20 protein-coding genes and 1 tRNA gene are annotated in these 21655 nt (G+C 59.2%); 10 read left to right on the top strand and 11 right to left on the bottom strand.

Annotated elements, in window-relative coordinates:
* Window positions 1-214: 214 nt before the first annotated feature.
* The 3 genes from tatA to DV706_RS02860 all read left to right on the top strand — a co-directional run bounded on the left by tatA (window position 215) and on the right by DV706_RS02860 (window position 2168).
* Window positions 215-529, top strand: a complete 315-nt coding sequence (gene tatA, locus DV706_RS02870; RefSeq protein ID WP_006066651.1) for a twin-arginine translocase TatA/TatE family subunit — start codon at window positions 215-217, stop codon at window positions 527-529.
* A gap of 16 nt (window positions 530-545) precedes the next feature.
* Window positions 546-618 (top strand) — tRNA-Arg (locus tag DV706_RS02865).
* A gap of 446 nt (window positions 619-1064) precedes the next feature.
* A complete protein-coding gene (locus tag DV706_RS02860; protein WP_006066652.1) occupies window positions 1065-2168 on the top strand; it encodes a phosphotransferase family protein in 1104 nt (367 codons plus the stop codon).
* Between the two features lie 63 nt (window positions 2169-2231).
* On the opposite strand, the gene DV706_RS02855 is transcribed toward DV706_RS02860, so the two are convergent.
* The 6 genes from DV706_RS02855 to DV706_RS02825 form a co-directional block, all read right to left on the bottom strand.
* Window positions 2232-2999, bottom strand: coding sequence for an SDR family NAD(P)-dependent oxidoreductase (locus DV706_RS02855; protein ID WP_006066653.1), 768 nt, complete (start codon window positions 2997-2999; stop codon window positions 2232-2234).
* 228 nt (window positions 3000-3227) lie between these two features.
* On the bottom strand, window positions 3228-3944 hold the full coding sequence (locus DV706_RS02845) for an ABC transporter ATP-binding protein (RefSeq protein WP_006066654.1): 717 nt from the start codon (window positions 3942-3944) through the stop codon (window positions 3228-3230).
* Window positions 3941-4708 (bottom strand): ABC transporter ATP-binding protein, encoded by a 768-nt coding sequence (locus DV706_RS02840; protein ID WP_006066655.1) that lies wholly within the window; start codon window positions 4706-4708, stop codon window positions 3941-3943. Before DV706_RS02840 ends, DV706_RS02845 begins: the two co-directional genes overlap by 4 nt.
* Window positions 4705-5904: a branched-chain amino acid ABC transporter permease gene (locus DV706_RS02835; RefSeq protein ID WP_006066656.1), complete on the bottom strand. Its 1200-nt coding sequence runs from the start codon at window positions 5902-5904 to the stop codon at window positions 4705-4707. Before DV706_RS02835 ends, DV706_RS02840 begins: the two co-directional genes overlap by 4 nt.
* Window positions 5901-6791, bottom strand: coding sequence for a branched-chain amino acid ABC transporter permease (locus DV706_RS02830; protein ID WP_006066657.1), 891 nt, complete (start codon window positions 6789-6791; stop codon window positions 5901-5903). The genes DV706_RS02835 and DV706_RS02830 overlap by 4 nt, the downstream gene beginning before the upstream one ends.
* Window positions 6792-6833: 42 nt before the next feature.
* Window positions 6834-8135, bottom strand: coding sequence for an ABC transporter substrate-binding protein (locus DV706_RS02825; RefSeq protein ID WP_136350784.1), 1302 nt, complete (start codon window positions 8133-8135; stop codon window positions 6834-6836).
* A 352-nt stretch (window positions 8136-8487) separates the two neighbouring features.
* Here DV706_RS02825 and DV706_RS02820 point away from each other — a divergent pair, with 352 nt between their 5' ends.
* From DV706_RS02820 to DV706_RS02790, 7 genes are read left to right on the top strand one after another with little or no spacing between them, the layout of a single operon-like run.
* Window positions 8488-12036, top strand: a complete 3549-nt coding sequence (locus DV706_RS02820; protein WP_136350783.1) for an ATPase, T2SS/T4P/T4SS family — start codon at window positions 8488-8490, stop codon at window positions 12034-12036.
* Window positions 12033-14096: a type II secretion system F family protein gene (locus tag DV706_RS02815; RefSeq protein ID WP_006066661.1), complete on the top strand. Its 2064-nt coding sequence runs from the start codon at window positions 12033-12035 to the stop codon at window positions 14094-14096. The genes DV706_RS02820 and DV706_RS02815 overlap by 4 nt, the downstream gene beginning before the upstream one ends.
* Window position 14097: 1 nt before the next feature.
* Window positions 14098-14616: a DUF7287 family protein gene (locus DV706_RS02810; RefSeq protein WP_006066662.1), complete on the top strand. Its 519-nt coding sequence runs from the start codon at window positions 14098-14100 to the stop codon at window positions 14614-14616.
* Window positions 14617-14618: 2 nt separating this feature from the next.
* Window positions 14619-15269, top strand: a complete 651-nt coding sequence (locus tag DV706_RS02805; protein WP_006066663.1) for a DUF7288 family protein — start codon at window positions 14619-14621, stop codon at window positions 15267-15269.
* Window positions 15263-15733 (top strand): hypothetical protein, encoded by a 471-nt coding sequence (locus DV706_RS02800; protein ID WP_006066664.1) that lies wholly within the window; start codon window positions 15263-15265, stop codon window positions 15731-15733. The genes DV706_RS02805 and DV706_RS02800 overlap by 7 nt, the downstream gene beginning before the upstream one ends.
* Entirely contained in the window at window positions 15730-16224 is a 495-nt protein-coding gene (locus DV706_RS02795) for a DUF7266 family protein (RefSeq protein ID WP_006066665.1), read from the top strand. The genes DV706_RS02800 and DV706_RS02795 overlap by 4 nt, the downstream gene beginning before the upstream one ends.
* Complete coding sequence (locus DV706_RS02790) at window positions 16224-17066, top strand: DUF7289 family protein (protein ID WP_006066666.1); 843 nt, start codon at window positions 16224-16226, stop codon at window positions 17064-17066. Before DV706_RS02795 ends, DV706_RS02790 begins: the two co-directional genes overlap by 1 nt.
* 10 nt (window positions 17067-17076) lie before the next feature.
* On the opposite strand, the gene DV706_RS02785 is transcribed toward DV706_RS02790, so the two are convergent.
* From DV706_RS02785 to DV706_RS02765, 5 genes are all read right to left on the bottom strand, one after another.
* Window positions 17077-18345: a hypothetical protein gene (locus tag DV706_RS02785; RefSeq protein WP_006066667.1), complete on the bottom strand. Its 1269-nt coding sequence runs from the start codon at window positions 18343-18345 to the stop codon at window positions 17077-17079.
* Window positions 18346-18426: 81 nt separating this feature from the next.
* Window positions 18427-19281 (bottom strand): CheR family methyltransferase, encoded by an 855-nt coding sequence (locus DV706_RS02780; protein ID WP_006066668.1) that lies wholly within the window; start codon window positions 19279-19281, stop codon window positions 18427-18429.
* A complete protein-coding gene (locus tag DV706_RS02775) occupies window positions 19278-19799 on the bottom strand; it encodes a chemotaxis protein CheD (RefSeq protein ID WP_006066669.1) in 522 nt (173 codons plus the stop codon). Before DV706_RS02775 ends, DV706_RS02780 begins: the two co-directional genes overlap by 4 nt.
* A complete protein-coding gene (locus tag DV706_RS02770; protein WP_006066670.1) occupies window positions 19796-21052 on the bottom strand; it encodes a chemotaxis protein CheC in 1257 nt (418 codons plus the stop codon). The genes DV706_RS02775 and DV706_RS02770 overlap by 4 nt, the downstream gene beginning before the upstream one ends.
* Complete coding sequence (locus DV706_RS02765; RefSeq protein ID WP_049889838.1) at window positions 21049-21654, bottom strand: chemotaxis protein CheC; 606 nt, start codon at window positions 21652-21654, stop codon at window positions 21049-21051. The genes DV706_RS02770 and DV706_RS02765 overlap by 4 nt, the downstream gene beginning before the upstream one ends.
* Between the last annotated feature and the right edge of the window lies 1 nt (window position 21655).

Here is a 21655-nt window from a genome sequence, read left to right as displayed (position 1 = left end):
AAAGACAGTTTCGTTCGCGGAACTGTTCGCTAACGAACGTTCATGCGAACCATTACCTCGAGGTGGAGCGGTCACTCGAAGCAGTGATATATATCCCTGCGCCGTCCGGTTGTAATTAGCTCGATAGCCCGACTCAAACGGACGTTCGTCAAGACGTGCGCTACTTGGTGGTCCAAAAAGGTTATAATTGCCAGCGGGTAACCCACGTATAGAGATGGTAGCCGAAATCGCACCGCTGTTCATCCCCGGCGTACCCGGGGGTCCGGAACTACTGATCATCCTTTTCATCGCCATTCTGCTGTTCGGGGCCAACAAGATCCCGAAACTGGCCCGGTCGACCGGGGAGGCCATGGGCGAATTCCAGAAAGGGCGTGAAAAGGTCGAAACGGAACTCGAGGAGATGCGCGAATCAGGATTCGAAGAAGACGACGGCTTCGAAGAGGGCGAGTTCGACGACGATGACGAGTTCGTCGATACAGAACCCGTCACTGAGGAAAGCGACTCCGAGACCGAAACGGAAACGAAATAACGGATCTTTCTCGAGGGGGCGTGTGGCCTAGCGGAGAGGGCAGAAGGTTCCTAACCTTCTGATCGCGGGTTCGAATCCCGTCACGCCCGTCCGCGACGAACGGACTGGGGAGCGGACGGGCACGGATTCGAACGAGACCGAGATTCTGCGAACGCAGTGGGCAGGTTCTCGGACGTGGTTCGAATCCCCGCCAGTCACAGCGCGGACGGAGCGACCGTTTTCGTGACGTTCATACCCCCACACAACACCCGCTCTTTTGAGAGATAATCGTATCTAGGAAGCCGTGTGTACAAGCTGTGGGCGTCCGGACAGGGTTCGAATGTCGTCTCGTGGACGGCAGTTGGCAGTTGGCAGTTGTCGGCCACGCGACCGAGTCTGGACAAATCCAGTGACAGCGCCGCCACGATCGGTCGTGGCAGTCTCTCCCGCCGATTGACCAGTTCGGTCGCCCGAAGTATTTAACCTCAGTTGTGCGTAAGACGAACGTAGTGTTTTGGTCAATGATGACAGTTGTCAATATCTGTGGGGTGAGTCGATGAGCGATGAGACGTATCTCGATCGGCTGATCGACGAAGAGCAGTTACGGGCATATCTCGCGGACGCACTCGGCCCGGCCGATCGCCTCAAGGTCAAACGGGTGGACGCTGGCCACTCGAACGAGACGCTGTTCGTGACGTGGGGTGAGCAGGAACTGGTCGTTAGGCGACCGCCGCCGGGGAAGACCGCAGACAAGGCACACGACGTGCTTCGGGAACACCACGTCGTCGACGCGTTACAGGAGACGGCCGTGCCCGTTCCACGAACCGTCCTCGAGAGCGACGATCACGAGGTCATGGGGAGTGATTTCTACGTAATGGAGAAACTGGAGGGAGACGTTATCCGGACCGAAGAGCCAGCGTGGCTCGCGCGCCCGGACGCACGCCGACAGCTCAGCACCGAGCTGGTCGACACGCTCGCAGCCATCCACGATGTCGACTACGAGTCCGTCGGGCTCGGTGAGTTTGGCTATCCCGAGGGATTTACACAGCGACAGGTCGATCGATGGCATGAACAGTTCAAATGGGCACGGGAGACGACAGCCGACCATCGCGACCTCCCGTCGCTCGAGCGGATCACGGAGTGGCTCCAGGCGAACGTCCCCGAGGACCATCCGGAGACGCTCGTCCAGGGCGACTACAAACTGGACAACGTGATGGTCGCTCCCGCAGCCGAGGGGACGGTCGCCAGTGACGACGCGGCCACCGGGAGCGAGCCGAAGATCATCGCCGTTTTTGACTGGGAGATGGCCACGCTCGGTGACCCATTCACTGACCTCGGCTGGATGCTCTCCTTCTGGCACGACGAGGACGATCCCGAGCCACCGATTCCGGACTTGTACCCGACGCTGACAGCTCGAGACGGCTATCTCTCGCGACAGGAGCTGATCGATCGGTACGAGACGGAGACCGGCTACACGTTCGACGAGCCCCGGTTTTACATCGTCCTCGCGACGTACAAGATGGGTGCACTCGGAGAGATGTTCTTCCGGCGCTATCTCGAGGGCAACAGCGACGATCCGATGTACCCGACGATGGAAGCCGGCGTCCCAGGACTGCTCGAGCAGGCGACGGCGGTCATCGACGGCGAGTACGAGATCTAAACGTTCGTCAGCCGGAGCATCGGTCGCAAAATAGTGTCGAGCCGCCCGAACTGAACGGTCTGATTACCGTGACGTCCAGCCACCGTCGACGGCGAGTACCGAGCCGGTGACGTAGCTCGCGGCGTCGCTCGCGAGGAAGACCGCCGGGCCGGCGATCTCTTCGGGTTCAGCAAAGCGCTCGAGCGGCGTGCGGTCGATGATCGATTGGCGGAGGCTCTCGTTTTCCTGCAGGCCTGTGGTGAGCTCCGTCGCGACGTAGCCCGGCGCAATCGCATTGACGCGCACGTCCGGTGCCCAGTCCATCGACATACTCTTTGTGAGGCCGACGAGGCCGTGTTTCGAGGCGACGTAGGGGTGCTGGCGCGGCAGACCGACCAGTCCGCCGACGCTGGCGACGTTGATCACCGAGCCGCCGTCGCTCTCGAGCAGCGAGTCGGCCGCTGCCGTCGTCACCTCGTACGCTCCGTTCAAGTTCACGTCGAGAACTCGATCGAAGCTCTCGGTCGAGACGTCCTCCGGTCGTCCGAGGGCATCACTGGGATTGAAACCGGCGTTGTTGACGACGACGTCGACGCTGCCGAACTCGCTTTCGGCGCGCTCGATCGCGTTCGCGACAGCATCCGGATCGGTGACGTCGGTCGCGACGGCGAGCGCGTCACCGCCGTTGGCTTCAATTTCGTCGGCCACAGCCTCAATCTCATCGGTCGAGCGGGCCGATGGGACCACCGTGGCCCCGGCGTTTGCGAGTTCGACGGCGATCGCGCGTCCGATACCGCGTCCGCCGCCGGTTACCAGTGCGACACGTCCCGAGAGGTCAAAGAGGTCACTCATCGTCTATCACCACGTCGATCCGATCGCGTAATCCTTTTTTGTCGAACTTGCCGGTCGACGCCTTCGGAATGGGTTCGACCGCCCTGCTCTCGTCGGTGAGCCACCGCTTTGGTGAGTCGAGTTCGTCTGCGAGATGGGGCTGTAGCGCCCTCTCGTGGGTTCGTGAGACGACTCGCGTCCCGTGGCAGCGGTCGCCAGAAAGACGGCCGGTGCGTCAGATCGGACATCTTAGGCGACCTCCTCCGGTGAGACGGCGAGGTACTTCTCGAGGAGGTCCTCGCGGCTCTGGATCTCCTCGACTGAACCCTCGAAGACGATCGAGCCGGTGTCGATGACGTAGCCCCGTGTCGCCAACTCGAACGCGAAGTTGACGTTCTGTTCGGAGAGCAAGACAGTCACGTCCTCGTCGACGACCGCCTGGAGCATCTCCTGTAAGTCGTCGACGATGACCGGGGCGAGCCCCTCGGTCGGCTCGTCGAGCAAGAGCAACGAGGGACGCTGGACGAGCGCGCGTGCGACTGCAAGCATCTGCTGTTCGCCCCCGCTCAAGTTCTGGGCATCGCTTGTCCGCAACTCGTCGAGGATCGGGAACAGCTCGTACATTTCCTCGATCGGTTTCGGGTCGGCGGCGAGTTTGTGCGCGAGCACGAGGTTCTCCTGAACGGACAACGTCGGGAACACCCGACGGTCTTCGGGCACCAGATTGATGCCGCGCTCGTTTAATTTATCGGGCGATTTGCCGACGATGTTCTCGCCGCGGTAGACGATCGAGCCACGCCGTGGCGGCGTCACGCCCATGATCGATCGCATCGTCGTCGTCTTTCCGGCCCCGTTGCGGCCGAGCAGGGCGACGACTTCACCCTCTGCAAGCTCGAGTGAGACGCCGTGGAGGACGTGGCTGTTCCCGTAGTACGTGTCGATGTCGTCGAGTTCGAGTACTGTCATACTGCCTCACTCCCCAGGTACGCTTCCGTCACGCGTTCGTCCGAGAGGACCGCCTGTGGATCGCCGTCCGCAAGGACCGCCCCGTCGGCGAGGACGACGATCCGATCCGAGATGTCGGTGACGACGTCCATGTCGTGTTCGGTGACGACGAATGTCGCGTCGATGTCCTCGTTCAGTTCGTGGATGAGCGAGACGATCTCTTTCGTCTCGGTCGGGTTCATCCCGGCCGTCGGCTCGTCGAGCAAGAACACCGTCGGCTCGATCGCGAGCGCAAGCGCGATCTCGACGTTGCGCTTTTCACCGTGACTTAGTTTGTCACACGTCACCTCCGCCATGTCGGTGAGGTTCGTGAGTTCGAGCAGTTCATCGACGTCCGCGTTGAGTTGCTCGTCGTTGGCCGCACGCGAACGGATATCGAGCGTCCGCCCCTCATGGGCGATTCGAGCGACCTGGACGTTCTCACGGATGGTCAGCCGCTCAAAGACGTTCGTAATCTGGTACGACCGCGAGAGGCCGCTTTGGGCCACCACGTGGGGCGGTGCGTCGGTGATATCTTGTAACTCGCCGTCCTTCCAGAGGTGGATCGCACCCGATGTCGGCTCGAGCACCCCTGTCAACAGATTGTAGAACGTCGTCTTCCCAGCCCCGTTCGGGCCGATGATACTGGTAATCTCGTCCTCCTCGAGTTCGAGCGAGACGTCGTTGACGGCGACGAGGTCGCCGAACTGTCTACGAAGATTTTCGGTTTTGAGCACTGTCGTCATTGCTTCCCACCTCCATCGGCAGCGTCGCCGTGTCCCGTCGACGTCAAGCGATCGCCCACCGATCTGAGTTTGTTGCTGACCGATTCACTGACGAACGACGCTGCAGCGCCAGCGCCGTCGCGTTCGTACACCGCCTGGACCTCGAGGAGCCACGCGTGGAGCATGAGCAACCCACCGACGGCACCCTGCTTGAAGTAGAGCACGGTGACGATGAGCATAACCCCGAAGAAGAACTCCCAGTGGGCCTCGAGCGCCGGGAAGCGGCTGATCCCCCAACGGACGTAGAGGTAAATGAACGCCCCGACAATCGGTCCGGCAAAGAACGTCGCGCCGCCGATGACGGTGGCCACGACGGCGGTTGCACTCTGGGTCCAGTGGGAGTGATACGGCGAGGCGACGCTTGCTAAGCCGGCGATCAGGACGCCGGCAACCCCGACGAAAAACGCCGAGAGGATGAACGTCATCCACCGATGGTGGCGGACGTCGACGCCGAGTGCAGCGGCCCGGTCGGGGCTTTCGCGGATCGACTTACAGATCGTCCCGAACGGTGAGTTGACGATCCGCCAGAGGGCGTACGTCGACGCGAGGACGACTGCCAGCGTCAAATAGTAGTAGACCCGACGATCGCCGAGTCTGAACTCCATCCCACCGAGTTCGACGAGCCCGAGCAGGACGAGCACGCCGTCGGTGCCGTTCGTGAGACCGCCTGGGTTCTGGACGATCAGCGAGAAGCCAAGCATTCCGAACGCGAGTGTGATCAACGCGAAGTAGATCTCCTCGAGTCGGACAGAGAGCCAGCCAACTGGGATCGCGATCAGGACGACCAGTAGGACGCCGACGATGCCGCCGACGACGAAGGTCACGAGCGGCGCGACACCACTGCCGACCGCGTCTGCGATGAGCGGCTGGAGGTCACGCATGACGATTGCGAGTCCGTAGGAGCCGCCGGCGAAGAACAACGCGTGGCCGAACGACAGCAGGCCGGTGTAGCCGTACAAGAGATTAAACGCGAGCGCAAACAGTGCGATGATCAGGAACTCGGTGAACAGGTACACCTGGAAAGAGGGACCGAGTCCGACCAGGACCATCCCGATCAACCCGAGCACGGTGAACCGTTCTCTGGTCCAGCCGTTCTGGACGGCTTCTCGGCCGAAGGTGCCGATCCGTGCACCGATGCTGTTGTCTTGTGTACTCATTCGCCGAACCCTCCGAACAGTCCTTCTGGACGGAACAGTAACACGAGCACCATCGCGAGGAACGGGATTGCGATGTGGCCGGCTGCCATGAACTGTGGGCCGATCGCTTGCATCATACCGACGAACATCGCGCCGACGAACGCACCGGAGAGCGAGCCGAGCCCGCCGATGACGACGATGATGAACGCGTCGATGATAACCTGATCACCGAGCGCTGGGCTGATCGACTGCAGCGGTGCAGCGAGCGCCCCACCGAGACCGGCGAGGAAGCTCCCAAGAAAAAAGACCCCGGTGTACAGCCGCGGCACATCGACGCCGAGAATCGACGCCATCTCCCGGTCCGACGACGTCCCGCGCACGAGTGCGCCGAAGTACGTCTTCGTAATGAACACCCACAACCCGAGCATGACGACGAACGCGGCACCGATGACGAACAATCGGTAGGCAGGGAACGTACTGCCGCCAATCGAGACGGAGAAGTCGAGAGCTGCAGGGTAGTCCATTCTCGAGAGTGGCTGCGAGCCCCAGACAAACCGGATCGCCTCGTGGATGATGAGGACGAATCCGAACGTAACGATAAGCTGGTCGAGGTCACCCTCGAGTCGACCGTAGAGTGGCCGGATCGTGCTGACCTCGATGAGCACACCGATGATGCCGACGGCCGTTGCGCCGATGATGACCGCGAGCCAGAAGTTATCGACGAGGTTGTTCGTCACGGCGAGTGCGACGTAGGCCCCGATCATGTAGAAGGCCCCGTGCGCGAAGTTCAGGACGCCGAGCACGCCGAAGATCAAACTCAAACCGACGGCGATCAGGAACAGGCGGCTCCCGAGGCTCAGGCCATTGATAACATCTGACAGCCCAATAAAGGCAATTGTGTCTAACATTGTTGTAACATTTTCGATGGTATGACTACAGCGACGAAGTGATCAGACTCCCGACGGGAGGTCGGAGTCGCCGAGTGCGTCGTTCACTACGTCTGGTGTGGCTTCGTAGACGTCAACGGGATCGAGGACGTTGCTCTCCCACTCGTCGTCGTAGCTGACTGTGCCCCAGATAGATGGCACGGTCGCCTGGTTCGTTTCCTCGTTGAATCGGTAGTCTCCGACCGGCCCGGAGTGTTCCATGCCGGTGAACGTCTCTACCAGTTCGTCCGGACCGGTGCTGCCGGCCGATTCGATCGCCCCCTTGTACAGGTAGACTGCTCGGTAGGCTCCCTCTGCGTTGTACGTCGGAAGATTGTCATACTCGTCGTAGTACTGCTCGCGGAACGAACTGTTCTCGTCTGTATCTGGCTCGAACGGATCGTACCGTGTCGATGCGTGCTCGCCTTCGACCAGCGGCGATCCATCGGCAGGCAGATCCGTTCCCATACCGACGCTGAAGAGCGTGTGATCGATCTGATCGAACCAGCCAGCGTCCTCGGCCTGTCCGAGGAACGTCGTCAGGTCGGCCCCCCACAGCGGCGTGATGACGCCGTCGGGCTCTTCGTCCATGACCGCGCTGATGTACGGCGAGTAATCACCTGTCTCGAGCCCCGGGTACTGTTCGGTGGTAAACTCCGCGTCAACGCCGAGTCCCTCACAGAACGCCTGGAAGTAATCCCAGGTCTCGTACCCGAACGCGTAGTCCGGCCCGATCGTCGCCCACTCGGTTGCGTCGAGTTCGTCGGCGACACGTGCCGCACCGTAGATGTCCTGTGTGAGATTGTTGGCGTTCCGGAAGACGTATTCGTTGCCAACCGAGTCCTCGTGTTCTCCCTCCGGCGACGTCAGAAATGGCGTCGCTGCGTGTGTAACCATAAACGGCATCTGGAACTCAGCGACCTGTGGTGCCAGCGCCTGTGCGACCCCACTGCTGTCTAACCCAAAGAGGCCGTCGACGCCTTCCTCCTCGATCAGACTCCGCATCTGTCGACCCGCCGTGGTGGCGTCGCCTTCCGTATCCCGGGAGATAACCGTAACCTCTTCGCCATCGATCCCACCGTTGTCGTTGATTTCTTCGACAGCCAGTTCGTAGCCTCGTGCTGCCTCTTCACCGTACAGTGACGCGAACCCCGAGGTGATGTACAGTGCACCGAGCGAGATCCCACCATCGTCGCCGCCACCGAGGCAACCTGCGACCGTCGCGAGTCCGGCACTAGCAGCGGTCGTTTTCAGGAACGTTCGTCGACCAACTCCTGTTTTTCCTGCTGCCACTCGAGAAGTATTACCCTTGTGACCATTCATCATGTTATTGTTAACCACAGACAATCACAGCAACAACACTGTATGGTAAATATAAAAATATTATGTTTATACAGAATGCACATAGGGAAGATGACATATATTCATATAATTACAACCATCTTCTACGTTCGAACCGTGGCTGCTCTCAGTCACGTCCCTGAGTCAGTGTGTTTACCCATATGATCCATCCGAGCTGTCCGTTGTGTGCCTTGTGGTATCAAACGACGCTACACGCAGATAATGACTACATTCAATCACACATTCGTATCAGAACTAGTGACTATACCCCGCGAAGTTATCAGATGTGGTAATATGCACGTGACTTTTTTGAAGGGGGAAAGATAGGTTGAATTCAATGGCTATTGACGAGGCCGACCAATCAGATGCCGGGAATTTTTCTGAAGACGAGGCATCTGAACCAGCGTCGGCGGATCGAAAATCCCACGAACAGGACTCGGATTCGGGCGTCCGCGTCGGAGAGTATACGTGGGCGGATTTCATGGCAGAACACGGACACGGTGACGAAGTTTCTGCGCTCTACCCGGACCCCGAACCCGAGGTTGACGACCAACTTGGACTCGATACCGACGAAACGGTCGAACCGACAGTCCCTCACGGGGATGACTGGAACCGGGTCGACTTCGACCCCGCTTCCTACCTCGGCAGACATCCAGACACCCTCGAGTCGGTTATCGCTGATCCAGCGAAACCGAACGCCGAAACGCTTCAAGAGGCATTTCTCGAGTACGTCGACCCGGAGACGACACCTGTCACCAAAGACGTCTGGACGTGGGAACACTACAAATGGGAGTACTACTACGAAGACGACGGCTCCCGGCCGCGCGACAGCGATGGCAAGATTATTCGTCACGACGAGGAAGACGCGCTCGGATTCGATCCCGACAGTATCGAGCAGCGGCTGTTCGCCGGCGACGAGGCTGCGATGGTTCTGGACGACCTCATCGAGGAACGAACCGTCAACATTCAAGAGGAGATCGACGAAGATGACTTCTTCTCGACGGCTGCAGGCAACACCACCGTCTCCAATCGCTACGATCTCGAGAAGGCCGTCCCGATGGACAAGAAGACCCACTTTCGGGAGGTCGAGCGCTACTGGGTGAACAAACCCTACGCCTACGTCGTCATCTTCCACTCCGAGAAGGAAAACGAAAAGAAATACTACATGATCGAGCCGTACCGAAACGAGATCGAGCAGGAACTCCAGGAGTTCCTCTCGGGCAAACTTCGGACGGCGATCAAATACTCCGAGGACGGGATCAAAGAGAAAGCAACCGAGGACGGCCGCCGGACGGTTATCGAAGACGAAACCCGACGCCTGCTGAAGCGGTACGACCTCTTCGAAAAATCCGCTGCCGGCACCCAAAAGAACCTCCTCGAGACACTGCAGACGTTGCTCGACGACGACGAAGACGATGTGGACGAGGAGTCTGGACCAACACCGCTCGAGGGCATCTCAGTTCGACCCGAACCCGCGATTCTCGCGGACGATCCGGACACGCTGTCGGAGTATCAGGTCGAGAAGCTCCTCTATCAGCTCAAACGGGACTTCATCGGCTACGAGCGTATCGACGGCATCAAACACGACATCAACGTCGAGGACATCTCCGTCGACGGCTACAACTCCCCGGTTTTCGTCTACCATTCCGAATACGAACAGATTATCTCGAACATCTATCACGGGGAGGACGAACTCGACGACTTCGTGGTCAAACTGGCCCAGCGGTCGGGCAAGGGGATCAGTAAACGGCTCCCACAGGTCGACGCGACCTTGCCAGACGGCTCGCGTGCACAGTTGACACTGGGACAAGAAGTCTCTGACCACGGGACCAACTACACCATTCGGCAGTTCAAGGACGTCCCGTTCACGCCGATCGACCTCATCAACTGGAACACGTTCAGCCTCGATGAGATGGCGTTTCTCTGGCTTGCCATCGAGAACCACAAGAGCCTGATCTTCGCCGGCGGGACGGCATCCGGGAAGACGACATCGCTGAACGCGGTCTCGCTGTTTATCCCCTCGAGTGCGAAAATCGTCTCCATCGAGGACACTCGCGAGGTCGAACTCCCACAGCGTAACTGGATCGCGAGCGTTACCCGACCCTCCTTCGCCGACGACGAACAGGGTGACGTCGACGAGTTCGACCTGCTCGAGGCCGCACTGCGCCAGCGACCAGACTACATCGTGATGGGTGAGATTCGGGGTGAGGAAGGCCGGACGCTGTTCCAGGTCATGTCGACCGGCCACACGACGTACACGACGTTCCATGCCGACTCCGTCGACGAAGTCCTCAAACGATTTACGACGGACCCGATCAACGTCTCGAAGACGATGTTCACGGCGCTGGATCTGGTTTCGATCCAGACCCAGACCCGGGTGCAGGGCCGGAAAGTTCGGCGAAACAAATCGCTGACCGAGATCAACCACTACGAGGCCGAACACGACGAAATCAACGTTCAAGACGTCTATCAGTGGCAGGCCGAAACCGACGAGTTCCTCAAGATGGGGGACTCCAACACCTTAGAAGAGATCCAGTTCGACCGTGGCTGGAGCAAAGAGAAACTCGAGGAAGAACTGTTCAAACGCGAGGTTATCATCGCCTACCTCATCAAAAACGGGCTGAACACGTATGCAGAGGTTGCAGCGACGGTTCAGGCGTTTATCAACGATCCGGACACGATCCTGACGCTGATCGCAAACGGCTATCTCGAAGACAGCCTCGAGGACTTACGCGAGATGGAGAGCGTTCTGATTGACGTCGATCAAGAGAAAGAGGAACTCGTGCCCCGGCCGGAGGCGACCGACGAGACCTACAATCTCTCGATGGACCTCTTAGAGCGGGCCGAAGAGTCGTTGTTCGAGGAGTACCGCGGGAAGGTACCAAGCGGCCTCGCAAGCGCACTCAGCGGGGTCGAACAGGAAGAGACGATCGACGTCGACCGCGCCGAAACCGACGAGTTCGAGTTCGCCGGCGAGGTCGACACCAGTGTCGACGAAGACGAGTGGGAACTCGGCGACAGTTCGACCACGTTCGACACTGCCTCGAGCGAGGACACTGACGAGCCTGCATGGCTCAGTGATGATACCGGGTTCGACATCACTGACGACGGCGAGACGGCTGACTCGAGTCCTGACGATCCAACACCCGAGACGGCGACGGATACGCCGGCCGCTGAGGAAACACTGCCCGCGCCGACAGCAGAACCCGAGTCGGGCGAGTCGACGCCTGAAGCAGACGACGGGCGTCCAGCTGACGAAGAGACAGGAGACGAGCGTCCAGTCGAACTCGAGACAGCAGCCGATTCGTCGGCTGACGACGAACCCGCATCCGCGCCGGCTTCTGGAACTGATTCGGCACCGCCGACGCCTGACGCAGACCCTGGAGATGACTCTACGGACGAGGCGCTTGGTGGCCTCTTCGATGATATCGATGAGACGGTCGACAAACTCGACGACACAGCCGAGACGGGCCAGAACGACGCTGCCTTCGAATCGGTGTCGCAGGACGACGATTTCGCGTCTATCTTCGATCCCGACTCGGACGACGATACGGCAGGTGATTTCAGCGATCAACTCGAGACAACCGACGAGAGCGACACCGCAGCAGAGATGGCGAAGGAGAGACCCGATGCCGAAGCAGGCACGGATTCCGGCAGTGTGACTGATTCGAAATCCGCCGCCAACGAATCGGAGTCGATCTTCGCCGGCGACTCCGATTCGATCTTCTCTACCGACGACGACGATGAGACAGACGACGGCTCGCTGTTCGACGATAGCAGTGCGCACGCTCAGACCGATACTTCGATTTTCAGACAGCGTGACGAGACTGACGACGACGAGGACACCAGGCTGTTCGACGACAGTGACGAGGAGACCGACTCATGAGCTTACAGACCGACAGCAGTGGCGGCTCCGGCGGGATTTCGGGCGGCTCCAATATCTTAGGAGAGACGTTCTATCCCCTGTACGATCGGTTGTTCAGCGAGGACAGCGAGTTCGTCAGCGACGTCGAGACGAAACTCGCACAGGCTCGGATGACCGATACGGTCGAACTCTATCTCTCCAGAGCACTCGGTATCGGCTTTATCAGCGGACTTGCACTGTGGTTGCTCGGGCTGTTGCTCGGATACGGCCTGTTCGCAACAGGGCTCGTCCAGGTCGACGAAATTCTCGGCATTCCGGTTAGCAGCGAACTGGTCCTCGAACTTATCGAAACGTTCCGAGTGCCGGCGCTCGTCTTCGTCACCGGCCTCATCTTTGGCTCGATCGGTTTTGCGCTCGGTTTCGGCTCGCTCGTTGCAATCCCCTACTCGCGTGCCTCGGCTCGCAAACGCGAGATCAACATGTTGCTGACCGACTCGGTCTCGTTTATGTACGCGCTGTCGGTCGGTGGCCTGAACCAACTCGAGATCATCGAGGCGATGGCCCAGGCCGACGACACCTACGGCGAGGTGGCCATGGAGTTCCAGAGCATCGTCAAAGAGACTGAGTACTTCGATATCGACTACCGAACCGCGATCAGAAAACAGGCCCTCGAGACGCCGAGTGACGAGCTGTCGCAGTTTCTGACGGATATGCTCTCGATCGTCAACAGCGGCGGTGACATGGAGAGCTTTCTGGAAGACAAGAAAGAAAAGCATCTGCGGACTGCAAAGCAAGAACAGGAACTCACACTCGAGACGCTCGAGCTGTTCGGCGAGATGTACATGACGCTGTCGCTGTTTCCGCTCTTGCTGATCATCATCATGGTCGTCATGCAGATGATTCCGCAGGCGGAGGTGACGGATCAGATGCTGTACATGACCGTTTACGGGCTGATTCCACTGACCGGAATCGGCTTTCTCGTGTTAGTCTCGACGGTCAAACACGACGAGCCGGGTGATGGCTACCTCTCGATGGGGAACACAGAACAGCGGACTGAGACCCAACGAGATCAGGGCGTGTTAAATCTCGGCCTCATCGAGCAGTTCACGGGCGAACACAGCGTCTTTGACCGTATCAAAAACCGGGAGGGGACCTACGAGACGAAGGAAGTCCTCCGCAGGCCACATATTTTCTTCCGGGACAACCCCCTCTTTACGCTCGCGCTGACACTGCCCGCATCGCTCGTGATCGTCACCATGGCGATGGTCAACGGCTCGGCCCCCACCTCGTGGGACCAGCTCCTTGGCAACGCCGTCTGGGGGACGTTCATCTACGTCTACGTCCCGCTGTACATCATGGCGATTCCGCTGGCGATCTTCCGCGAGTGGAACGTCCGGCACAGAAACGCCGTCGTCAGCCAGCTCTCTGAGGACCTCCGAAAACTCTCGAGTTCGAACGACACCGGGCTGACGTTGCTCGAGTCGCTCAAGGCCGTCTCGGAGACGACCAGCGGGAAGCTGGCGCGCGAGTTCGAGGTGATGCACACGAAGGTCAACTACGGAACGAGCCTGAAACAGGCGTTCATCGAATTTAACAACAAATACCACATCCCTCGCCTCGCTCGGACGACCCGACTGATCACGGAAGCCCAAGAGGCGTCGAACCAGATTTCGGACGTCCTTCGGACGGCCGCCCGCGCCAGCGAGAACCACGACGACATCGAACGGGAACGCAAGTCCCGAACCCGGATGCAGGTCGTGATCATCATCATGACGTTCATGACGGTGCTTGCCGTGATTGCGATCCTCAAAACCCAGTTCATCGATACGATGGCTGGCCTCGAGTCCACCGGTGGCGACACGGATGGCGGTGGTGGTGGTGGCGAACTCGCACAGGCCGACCTGAGCGACAACATTCAGGTCGACATGCTCTCGGTGTTGTTCTTCCACGCCGTGACGATGCAGGCGATCATCTCCGGGTTCATCTGTGGCTACATCCGGGATGCCGACCTGCTCAGCGGCCTGAAATACGCCGTCATCCTCGCGACAGTCGCACTCGTCGGCTGGACACTGGTGGCCTGAGATGACTCGGAAACGAACGCAAAACCGGAATGGGCGGGCTCGAGGCCGCCGCCAGCGGACGCTGTCGATTTCGCTGCGCGATCGTGGCCAGACCACGCAGGATTTCGCGGTTGGGATCGGCGTGTTCATTCTGGCCGTCGCCTTCGTCTTTACCTTTCTGCCGACGATTCTGACGCCGTTCGATTCGTCAGTCAGCGGCGGACAGACGGCACAGGCGGATCGGATCGCGGATCGGCTGGTGGACAATCTGTCGGATTCGGATACGTCACCGAACACGATCAACGGGACCGCGTTCGACGAAGCCGATGGCGAACTGGACAAGCGCGTCGGCCTTCGGACCGCAGGCGACCAAGTGAGCGTGCAGATCGAACAGCTCAACGAGAGCGAAACGGTCATGTCGATCGGTCACGAGTACAACGGTCAGTCAGCGGCCAGTTCGGCCCGAATCGTGACGATCAACGAGCCGCCATCAGGCCTCGGCGACGAGGCGGCGTACAGACTCGTCGTGAGGGTGTGGTAACCATGCCTCGAGTCGACTCTACGAACGACAGTGACCGAGGACAGGCCTACACTCTCGAGGGGTTCATCAGTGCCATGATCGTCTTGATGGCGATCCTGTTGGCACTGCAGTCGGTCGTCATCACGCCGACGACGGGTGGGTTAGCAGACCGGACGGCCCAATCACAGGTTCAACAGGAGACACAGGATGCACTCGTCGTCGCTGCGGCGGCGGACCATGATGAAAAGAAGAATCTCTCCGAGATGGTTCGCTACTGGAACGACAGCGACAGTGCAGACCCCTCTGAGTTCCACAATCCGAGTGAAAGCGACTCTGTGACAGGATACTACAACGCATCGAACCAGACAGAGTTGTATGACGAGTTCGTCCTCGGAGAGATCCTCTCGGACCGGTTCACCGAACGTGGGATGAGTTACAACGTTGAACTCGTCTACTGGAACAAATCTGAAGACGAATACGAAAGCGAGTATCTCGTCTATCAGGGCGAATCCGAAGCGGTGACTGCGAGTTACATGGTGACATTATTTCAGGATGACGAACTGACGGGTGGTCCTGGAACAGTTGATGAAAATGATGACTATCCAATTCCTCGAGCAACTGATGATGACTCCAAAGTCTACAACGTGGTGGAGGTGCGCGTCGCCGTATGGTGACTGATCGTCTTCGCGAACGTCGAGAGCGAAATCGCTCGTGTGAGTCTACTCGAACCGAGCGAGGACAAGTGATCCTCATCGGCGCGCTCGCGCTCGCGTTCATCATCCTCGGCGTCGTCGTCGTGTTCAACGGCGTCGTCTACACCGAGACGCTCTCGTCATCCGAGACGGGCCAGAGTGCGACCACTGCTGAAGCGACCGAACTCGAGATTCAACAAGGGGTCGGATGTCTGATCGCTGAGCAGGACGACGATGATCTGGCCAAAAAGAACATCACGGCGTTCAATGATCTGTATCAGAATTCGACTGCCCACTCGAGTCCAGCAGTGGTGAATATCAGCGCGGACGCTGATGAGATCTATGCAGGCGACAATGCGACCGTCACGATCACGTACGACTCGAACGAGCACCACTACGAACAAGAACGAACGATCAAAGCTAGCGACTGCCCAGAGAACTCATGATCGGACCCAGACACGAGACGGACCGCGGGATGTCGATCGCGCTCACACACGTCCTGACGATCGGGATCACGACGATCCTCATCGCCATGCTGTTGATGTCCGGCAGTACGATGCTCGAGACGGAGACCGAACGGTCGGCACAGACGTCACTCGAGACCGTCGGCGAGCGACTGGCGGGTGAGATCGATAACGTCGATCAGATCGCAAACGAGAGCAACGATAGGGTCACGCTCACAGCCGAGCACCCACGATCCGTCGCGAACTCACAGTACTCTGTGGCGTTGAAAGAGGATTGTAGTGAGGTGGATGCCTCATTGCTTAACGATTCGACGACCTGTCTACGACTGACTGCCCAGGACATCGACGTAACGGTCTACGTACCCGTCGCAGTCGACGGTGACCAGATCAAGGAACCGCCACAGTCCGTTCGAGGCGGGACGATTGAAATCAAATACGAGGGTGACGGTATCGAACTGGAGGCGGTGGACTGATGAAACAACATAAGCCAGACGCCAGCGGACGACCCCGGAACGACGACCGGGCAGTCTCCGAAGTCGTCGCATTCGTTCTCGTCTTCGCGATTATCCTCGGCTCTGTCGGCATTCTGTACTCGACCGGGTTTCAGGCGATGGACGACTACCAGGAAAACGAACAACTCGTCAACGCCGAGCGGGCGATGGACGCGCTTGCGGACAACTTCAACGACGTCATCCGATACAGCGGCATCAACCAGCGTTACGGCGAACTCTCGTTGCGAGATGGGGCTGTCAGATCGAGTGACAGTGGAACCAATCTCGACATTTTGATCGAGAAACGTGGTGAGAACAAATCAATTAATCATACTGACAGAGATAAGGCGAACTTCTCGCAGTATTACACCACCGGCGAAACGCTCGATTTGGGCAAGTTCGCTTATACGTCGGATGGTGATCGGATCGCCTACGAAGGTGGTGGCCTCGTCCGTGGTGATGACTCCGAAGAGTGGAGTCTCGTTCGCAAACAGCCCCAGATAGTGTGTAGCGATGATCGCGAGGCAGCGGTCATCTCGCTCGTTACGATCTCGGCAGACGACCGATCGGTCCAGAGCAGCAGCGGACTGGGCGTCACGATGTCCGTCGAAAGCCGCAGTAGTGCTGTTTACACCGACGAGGTCGACAGCGTTTCTATCGCGATCGATGAGGGCGATACTGCATACGACGATGCGTGGGATTCGATACTCGATACTGAGGGCAGTTGGACGGATACTGCCGACGAAAGTGATCAGATCAAACGGACATGTAGCGACCTCGAGCGAGTCGTCGTCACCATCGTCGAAGTCGACCTCGAGTACTAACTGTTACAGCTTATTCTCGCTCCCAGTCGCCGGTCAACATCGCTCGCAAGCCGGCTCGAGCCACGAGCGCGTCGACGCGAGCGGCGTGGTCGTCGACGGTTCCGGCGGTCTCGAGATAGAGCCCGTTCGAGAGCTGCTGTGGCGCAGTCATCGGCGAGCCATCGGCGTGTGTTGGTGAGTCGTTCAGGACGGCACAGTCGTCGGCTGTCTCATCGGGCTGCCAGGGAACAGAGACGCCGGAAAGGCCACGGTCGAAAAGATACTCCGCGGTGCCGAGCAACGCCTGTGCTGAACTCGAGTGGCCGATCGCGCCGATGGAGGTGTGGTCGTTGAAAAACCGGACGACGTACTCGCCGTCGTCAGTAGACGCTGACTCGCCCGAGTCCTCAACGTTGCGCTCTCTCGGCGTCGGTGAATCGGTGTCGGCGGCGTCGGCTCTAGAGTCGCCACTGGAACCACTCGAGTCCGTATCGGGTTGGTCCGATGGTCCTCTGTCGGAACTAGAAGCACCAGCGGTGTCATCACGTGACGGTTCGGTTTCGGTCACCGGCTGCTGGTCGACGGGAGAGTCGTCCGAAATATCGGTTTCGGAAAACCGAACCGAGACGTCCGTGGGGCTGGACGACTCGAGGTCACCAGCGACAGGCCCGCGAGTGTCATCCGCAAACGAGGCGACGAGTTGCTCGAGGAATCGTTCGGTGGCAGATTCGAACTCCGTGGTGTACACGTCGCCCTGTTCGGTTGCATTCGTGAGGGCTGTGACGATCGACTCGAGGAGTGCCGGCCGCTCGACAGCGAGTTGGCGGGCGACGAATGTGCGGGAGTGGCGCTCGAGGCGACGAGAAACCGCTGCCTGTGAGTAGTGTGTGAGTGCGGATTCGTGGTCAGAAAGCGACGGCAGTTGGCATGCGAGCTGTTCGACATCGGTCGTGCCGGCGAGGAAGAGAAACGTCTCGCCGTTGGTGTAGATTGCGCGGTCGACGCCTGTCCAGGCCATCGTCTCGAGAAGCGCCACGGCGCGAGATTTGCTCAGTGAGCCGTCGAGCGGTTCGACGGCGACGAACAGCGCTGGGATCCCATCGACCGAGCAGACGTATTCGAGGGCTGTGCCGTCGACGGTCGTATCGGTTACACACGAGTCGGCGTGGATGTCCCAGCCGAGTGTCGCGAGAAACGGGTCGACGAGCCAGGCACGTGTTTCCCGGCCCGTCGTAGGGGGTGTCGAATCCACGAGCACCCGGGAACGATCGACAAAGGCCTGCAGGTCGAGTGCACTCATTGGTGAGTGTTCGGTGTGCCAGTATGTAAGCTCCCGTGTGTGTTTCAACCGCCGTGATCGGCGTCCAGAACGGCTACGATCTTACGGTCTCGAGTTTGGATTTGGCTGATTACAGGCCAGGCCGTTCGTCTCTGTCGACTCCCGGTGATAGATCCGGAGTCGACTGTCACGAACGGTGAACGCGGACTTGAGGGTTGGGGGGATCGTTTCTGCCTTCCCGATGACGAGCACGCCGTTTCGGCGGATCGAGCGGGCGATCGTCCGAAGCATCGACTGTTTGTACTCGTTGTCGATGTAGATAAACAGGTTCCGGCAGATCACGAGATCGAACCCCGTTTTAGGCTCGTCGTTGATCAGATCATGGCGCTCGAAGGTGACGTTACGTTTGACATCGTCTTTGAGCCGAAACGTGTTGCCGTCTCGATCGACGTATCTGGTGTAGTCGTCGAGGAAGCCAAGTTGCTCATCGAGATCGATGGTTCTGGATGCCTCGTACACGCCACTTTTGGCGGTCTCGAGCGCCGGTTCGCTGATATCAGTCCCAAGAATTGTGACGGCAGATTCGTCGATAAGTGGATCGTCGTGAGCGAGCATCGCGACCGAGTATGGCTCACGGCCGTCAGCACACGCGGCACTCCAGACGCGAACGGTGTTGTTGGCGTCGCTGAGAGACTGCAGTACCTCACGGATTCCCGACCAGACGTCGGGATTCCGGAAGAAACCGGTGACGTTGATGCTCAGCGCCTCGAGCAGCGCCGTCTGTTCGTCGGGATTAGCTCGAAGCGTGTCGAGGTACTGGGTGTACGTTTCGCTTTGGGTCCGACGCATTCGCGAGGAGATTCGCCGGTCGAGATAGCTATCGTTGTAGTGACTCGTCGCAAACGCCAGTTCGTCCTCGACGTATGCCAACAGCGCATCGAACTCCTCGTTGGTCACAGCTCCGTCACCCCGTGTTCGACGCTTTTGTCAGCGGTTTTGATGATGAGGGTTCCCGTTCCAGGTGTGAACTCGACGGTTCGGCCGTGGTCACCGCCGACGTCTTCGGCAATGAGCGGGACGCCGAGTTTCTCGAGTTCCGCCTTGGCCGCGGTGATGTTTCGCTGGCCAACTCCCTCACCGAAGCTTTCGAACTCGAACATATCGCTGCCGCCGGCGATTTTCGCTTCAACGGCGGTGTAGTTGGCGCCCTGTTCGACCATCCGTCGAAGCAGTGCCCGGATCGCGGTGTCGGCGTATTTGCCGGGCTTGCGATCGCTGTTTTCGGCAGCATCACCATCCGGTAGCATAACGTGTGCAAGTCCACCGATCTCTCTGTCCGGATCGTACAGCGCGATCGCGAGACACGACCCCAATCCGTAGGATTTGAGCGTATCGTCGCCTTCGCTGACAACCAGCTCAGAGATTCCGACCTGAACCGGTGTCGGTGCACCTGGCTCGCTTCCGTACGTCTTCATGTGTTATCGAGTTCCTGAAATTCAGCTGTCGTCGGCGTTTCCTCGATGCGATCGACCTCGAGGTCGTTCAGCGCACGCTCTAAGTCGTTTTCATCCGGGATCGCGTACACTTCACAGTCGAATTCACGGCCGTCGGCCATGACGACGGTGTCGAAGACGAACGTGAACTCTTGGTTCTCGCCGAGCTGGATGATCACGGGATCGACCGCTGCGGCGCCGATGTCGTGAATAAACTCCGGTGGTGAGTGGTCGATCGTCGTATCCAACACGTTCGCCCAGCCATCGAGGAAGCCACTGGCCATGATGTTGCCGAGTTCTTTGATCGCGCTCGTCCCCATCTCGCCGAACCCGTCCTCGTCGACAGCCATCGGAACCATCGCATCGACGATCTCGTGGGCGGACTCCTCGTCGAACAGGAAGAGTAGATAGCCGCTTGGCATCCCATCGAACTCGAAGGCGACGCCGACGAGCGTTTCGTCCGGAAGCTGTTGGGGGATGGCCTCGAGTGAGACGAAGTTCAGCCGTCGAATATCGACGCTGGTTTCGATGCCAGTCAGCGTCGTGGCTGTGTTGGCGATCTCTTTGGCGCCGCGCTCAGCCATGCGGTCGAAGCCATCGAGTTTATCGTACTCGATGCCACCGCTCGTTCGCAGCCGATCGAGCAGCGACGCCATCGACGCCCGCTTCGGGAAGAGGTAGTGGCTGAAGCCGATTTCAGTCCCGACGGTTTCGATCTGGCTCTGGAAGAGCAACGCGAGGTCATCGTCGTCGGGCGTCTCCTCGATGTCGCCGAAGAAGAGTTCTGCGGACTGTCCTTCGACGAACTCGGGGGTTGAGACGTCGATCACTGCTTCCAGCACGTCGGCCCAGCCATCGACGAACCCGCTGTTCATGATGTGGCCGACTTCGGTCGCGGCGCTTTGTGTCATTTCATCGAACTCGCCGTCGACGTCAACAGCGTCGTCAGCGCCCGACTCCGAGAGCAGGGTTTCGATGATGCGAAACGCGTTCTCTCGTTCGAAGACGATCATCGAGTAGCCCTCGATCGCACCGGTCAGTTTGACACGGACGCCGACTTTCTCCGTCGAGTCCTCGAACTCTCGGCGGATCTCCTCGCCGCGCATGAAGTTGAGTTTCGTGACGCCGACCTGTGTCTCGACGCCGGTCATATGCGTCAACCGGCCAGCGGCGAGTCCGGCACCCTCTCGAGCCATCCGGTAGAACGTTCCGAGTGCGTTGACGTCGAGTTTCATGTCGTCGGCGTTTCCATGTTGTTGACCATTTCGACGAACTCCGCTAACTCGGGGAAGGCGTATATTTCGGCCTCGATCTGATAGCTTGGGACGGTCAGATCGGAGTCGAAAAACAGCGCGAGATCGTCGCCACCGAGCCCGGCTGTCCGGGTGACGATCTCCCCTGTCTGTGCATAGACGAGTTGGGGGGCTGCGATATCGATCGCGCGACCGAGGACGTCGGCCCAGCCGTCGATGAAGCCACTCGCCATCATGTTCCCCATCTCTTCGACGGCGCTTCTGGCCATCTTACCCGAGACGTCGGAGATGTCGTCGACGACGTCTCGAAGCATGATCGCCGTGATTTTCTTTGCACTCGCCTCGGGGAAGAGGATGAGGATGTGTCCGTGTGGCGGATCGAGCAATCGGACGCGAACGCCGACTCGCTTGCCTGGATCGAGCTGTGATCCGATGTCGTCGATGTCGATGAAGTTCGTTTTCGTGACCTCCATCTGGGCGTTCTCGCCCGTCAATTTGCTCATGTTGTCGGCGACGCCGTTCGTCCCGACTTTCGCCATTTCATTGATAAGACTCAACTTTCGAATGTCGACCATTAGCGTCATG

This window comes from Natronorubrum bangense, from assembly GCF_004799645.1.
GTDB classification, from domain to species: Archaea; Halobacteriota; Halobacteria; order Halobacteriales; family Natrialbaceae; genus Natronorubrum; species Natronorubrum bangense.
This window is presented reverse-complemented; position numbering and strand designations above follow the sequence as displayed.

Coding starts and splice junctions, on each gene's coding strand:
- DV706_RS02845 (WP_006066654.1), bottom strand. CDS start 3,944: ATGACAGTACTCGAACTCGACGACATCGACACGTACTACGGGAACAGC.
- DV706_RS02800 (WP_006066664.1), top strand. CDS start 15,263: ATGGTGACTGATCGTCTTCGCGAACGTCGAGAGCGAAATCGCTCGTGT.
- DV706_RS02855 (WP_006066653.1), bottom strand. CDS start 2,999: ATGAGTGACCTCTTTGACCTCTCGGGACGTGTCGCACTGGTAACCGGC.
- DV706_RS02835 (WP_006066656.1), bottom strand. CDS start 5,904: ATGAGTACACAAGACAACAGCATCGGTGCACGGATCGGCACCTTCGGC.
- tatA (WP_006066651.1), top strand. CDS start 215: ATGGTAGCCGAAATCGCACCGCTGTTCATCCCCGGCGTACCCGGGGGT.
- DV706_RS02790 (WP_006066666.1), top strand. CDS start 16,224: ATGAAACAACATAAGCCAGACGCCAGCGGACGACCCCGGAACGACGAC.
- DV706_RS02815 (WP_006066661.1), top strand. CDS start 12,033: ATGAGCTTACAGACCGACAGCAGTGGCGGCTCCGGCGGGATTTCGGGC.
- DV706_RS02830 (WP_006066657.1), bottom strand. CDS start 6,791: ATGTTAGACACAATTGCCTTTATTGGGCTGTCAGATGTTATCAATGGC.
- DV706_RS02825 (WP_136350784.1), bottom strand. CDS start 8,135: ATGATGAATGGTCACAAGGGTAATACTTCTCGAGTGGCAGCAGGAAAA.
- DV706_RS02820 (WP_136350783.1), top strand. CDS start 8,488: ATGGCTATTGACGAGGCCGACCAATCAGATGCCGGGAATTTTTCTGAA.
- DV706_RS02765 (WP_049889838.1), bottom strand. CDS start 21,654: ATGACGCTAATGGTCGACATTCGAAAGTTGAGTCTTATCAATGAAATG.
- DV706_RS02840 (WP_006066655.1), bottom strand. CDS start 4,708: ATGACGACAGTGCTCAAAACCGAAAATCTTCGTAGACAGTTCGGCGAC.
- DV706_RS02785 (WP_006066667.1), bottom strand. CDS start 18,345: ATGAGTGCACTCGACCTGCAGGCCTTTGTCGATCGTTCCCGGGTGCTC.
- DV706_RS02795 (WP_006066665.1), top strand. CDS start 15,730: ATGATCGGACCCAGACACGAGACGGACCGCGGGATGTCGATCGCGCTC.
- DV706_RS02775 (WP_006066669.1), bottom strand. CDS start 19,799: ATGAAGACGTACGGAAGCGAGCCAGGTGCACCGACACCGGTTCAGGTC.
- DV706_RS02805 (WP_006066663.1), top strand. CDS start 14,619: ATGCCTCGAGTCGACTCTACGAACGACAGTGACCGAGGACAGGCCTAC.
- DV706_RS02860 (WP_006066652.1), top strand. CDS start 1,065: ATGAGCGATGAGACGTATCTCGATCGGCTGATCGACGAAGAGCAGTTA.
- DV706_RS02770 (WP_006066670.1), bottom strand. CDS start 21,052: ATGAAACTCGACGTCAACGCACTCGGAACGTTCTACCGGATGGCTCGA.
- DV706_RS02810 (WP_006066662.1), top strand. CDS start 14,098: ATGACTCGGAAACGAACGCAAAACCGGAATGGGCGGGCTCGAGGCCGC.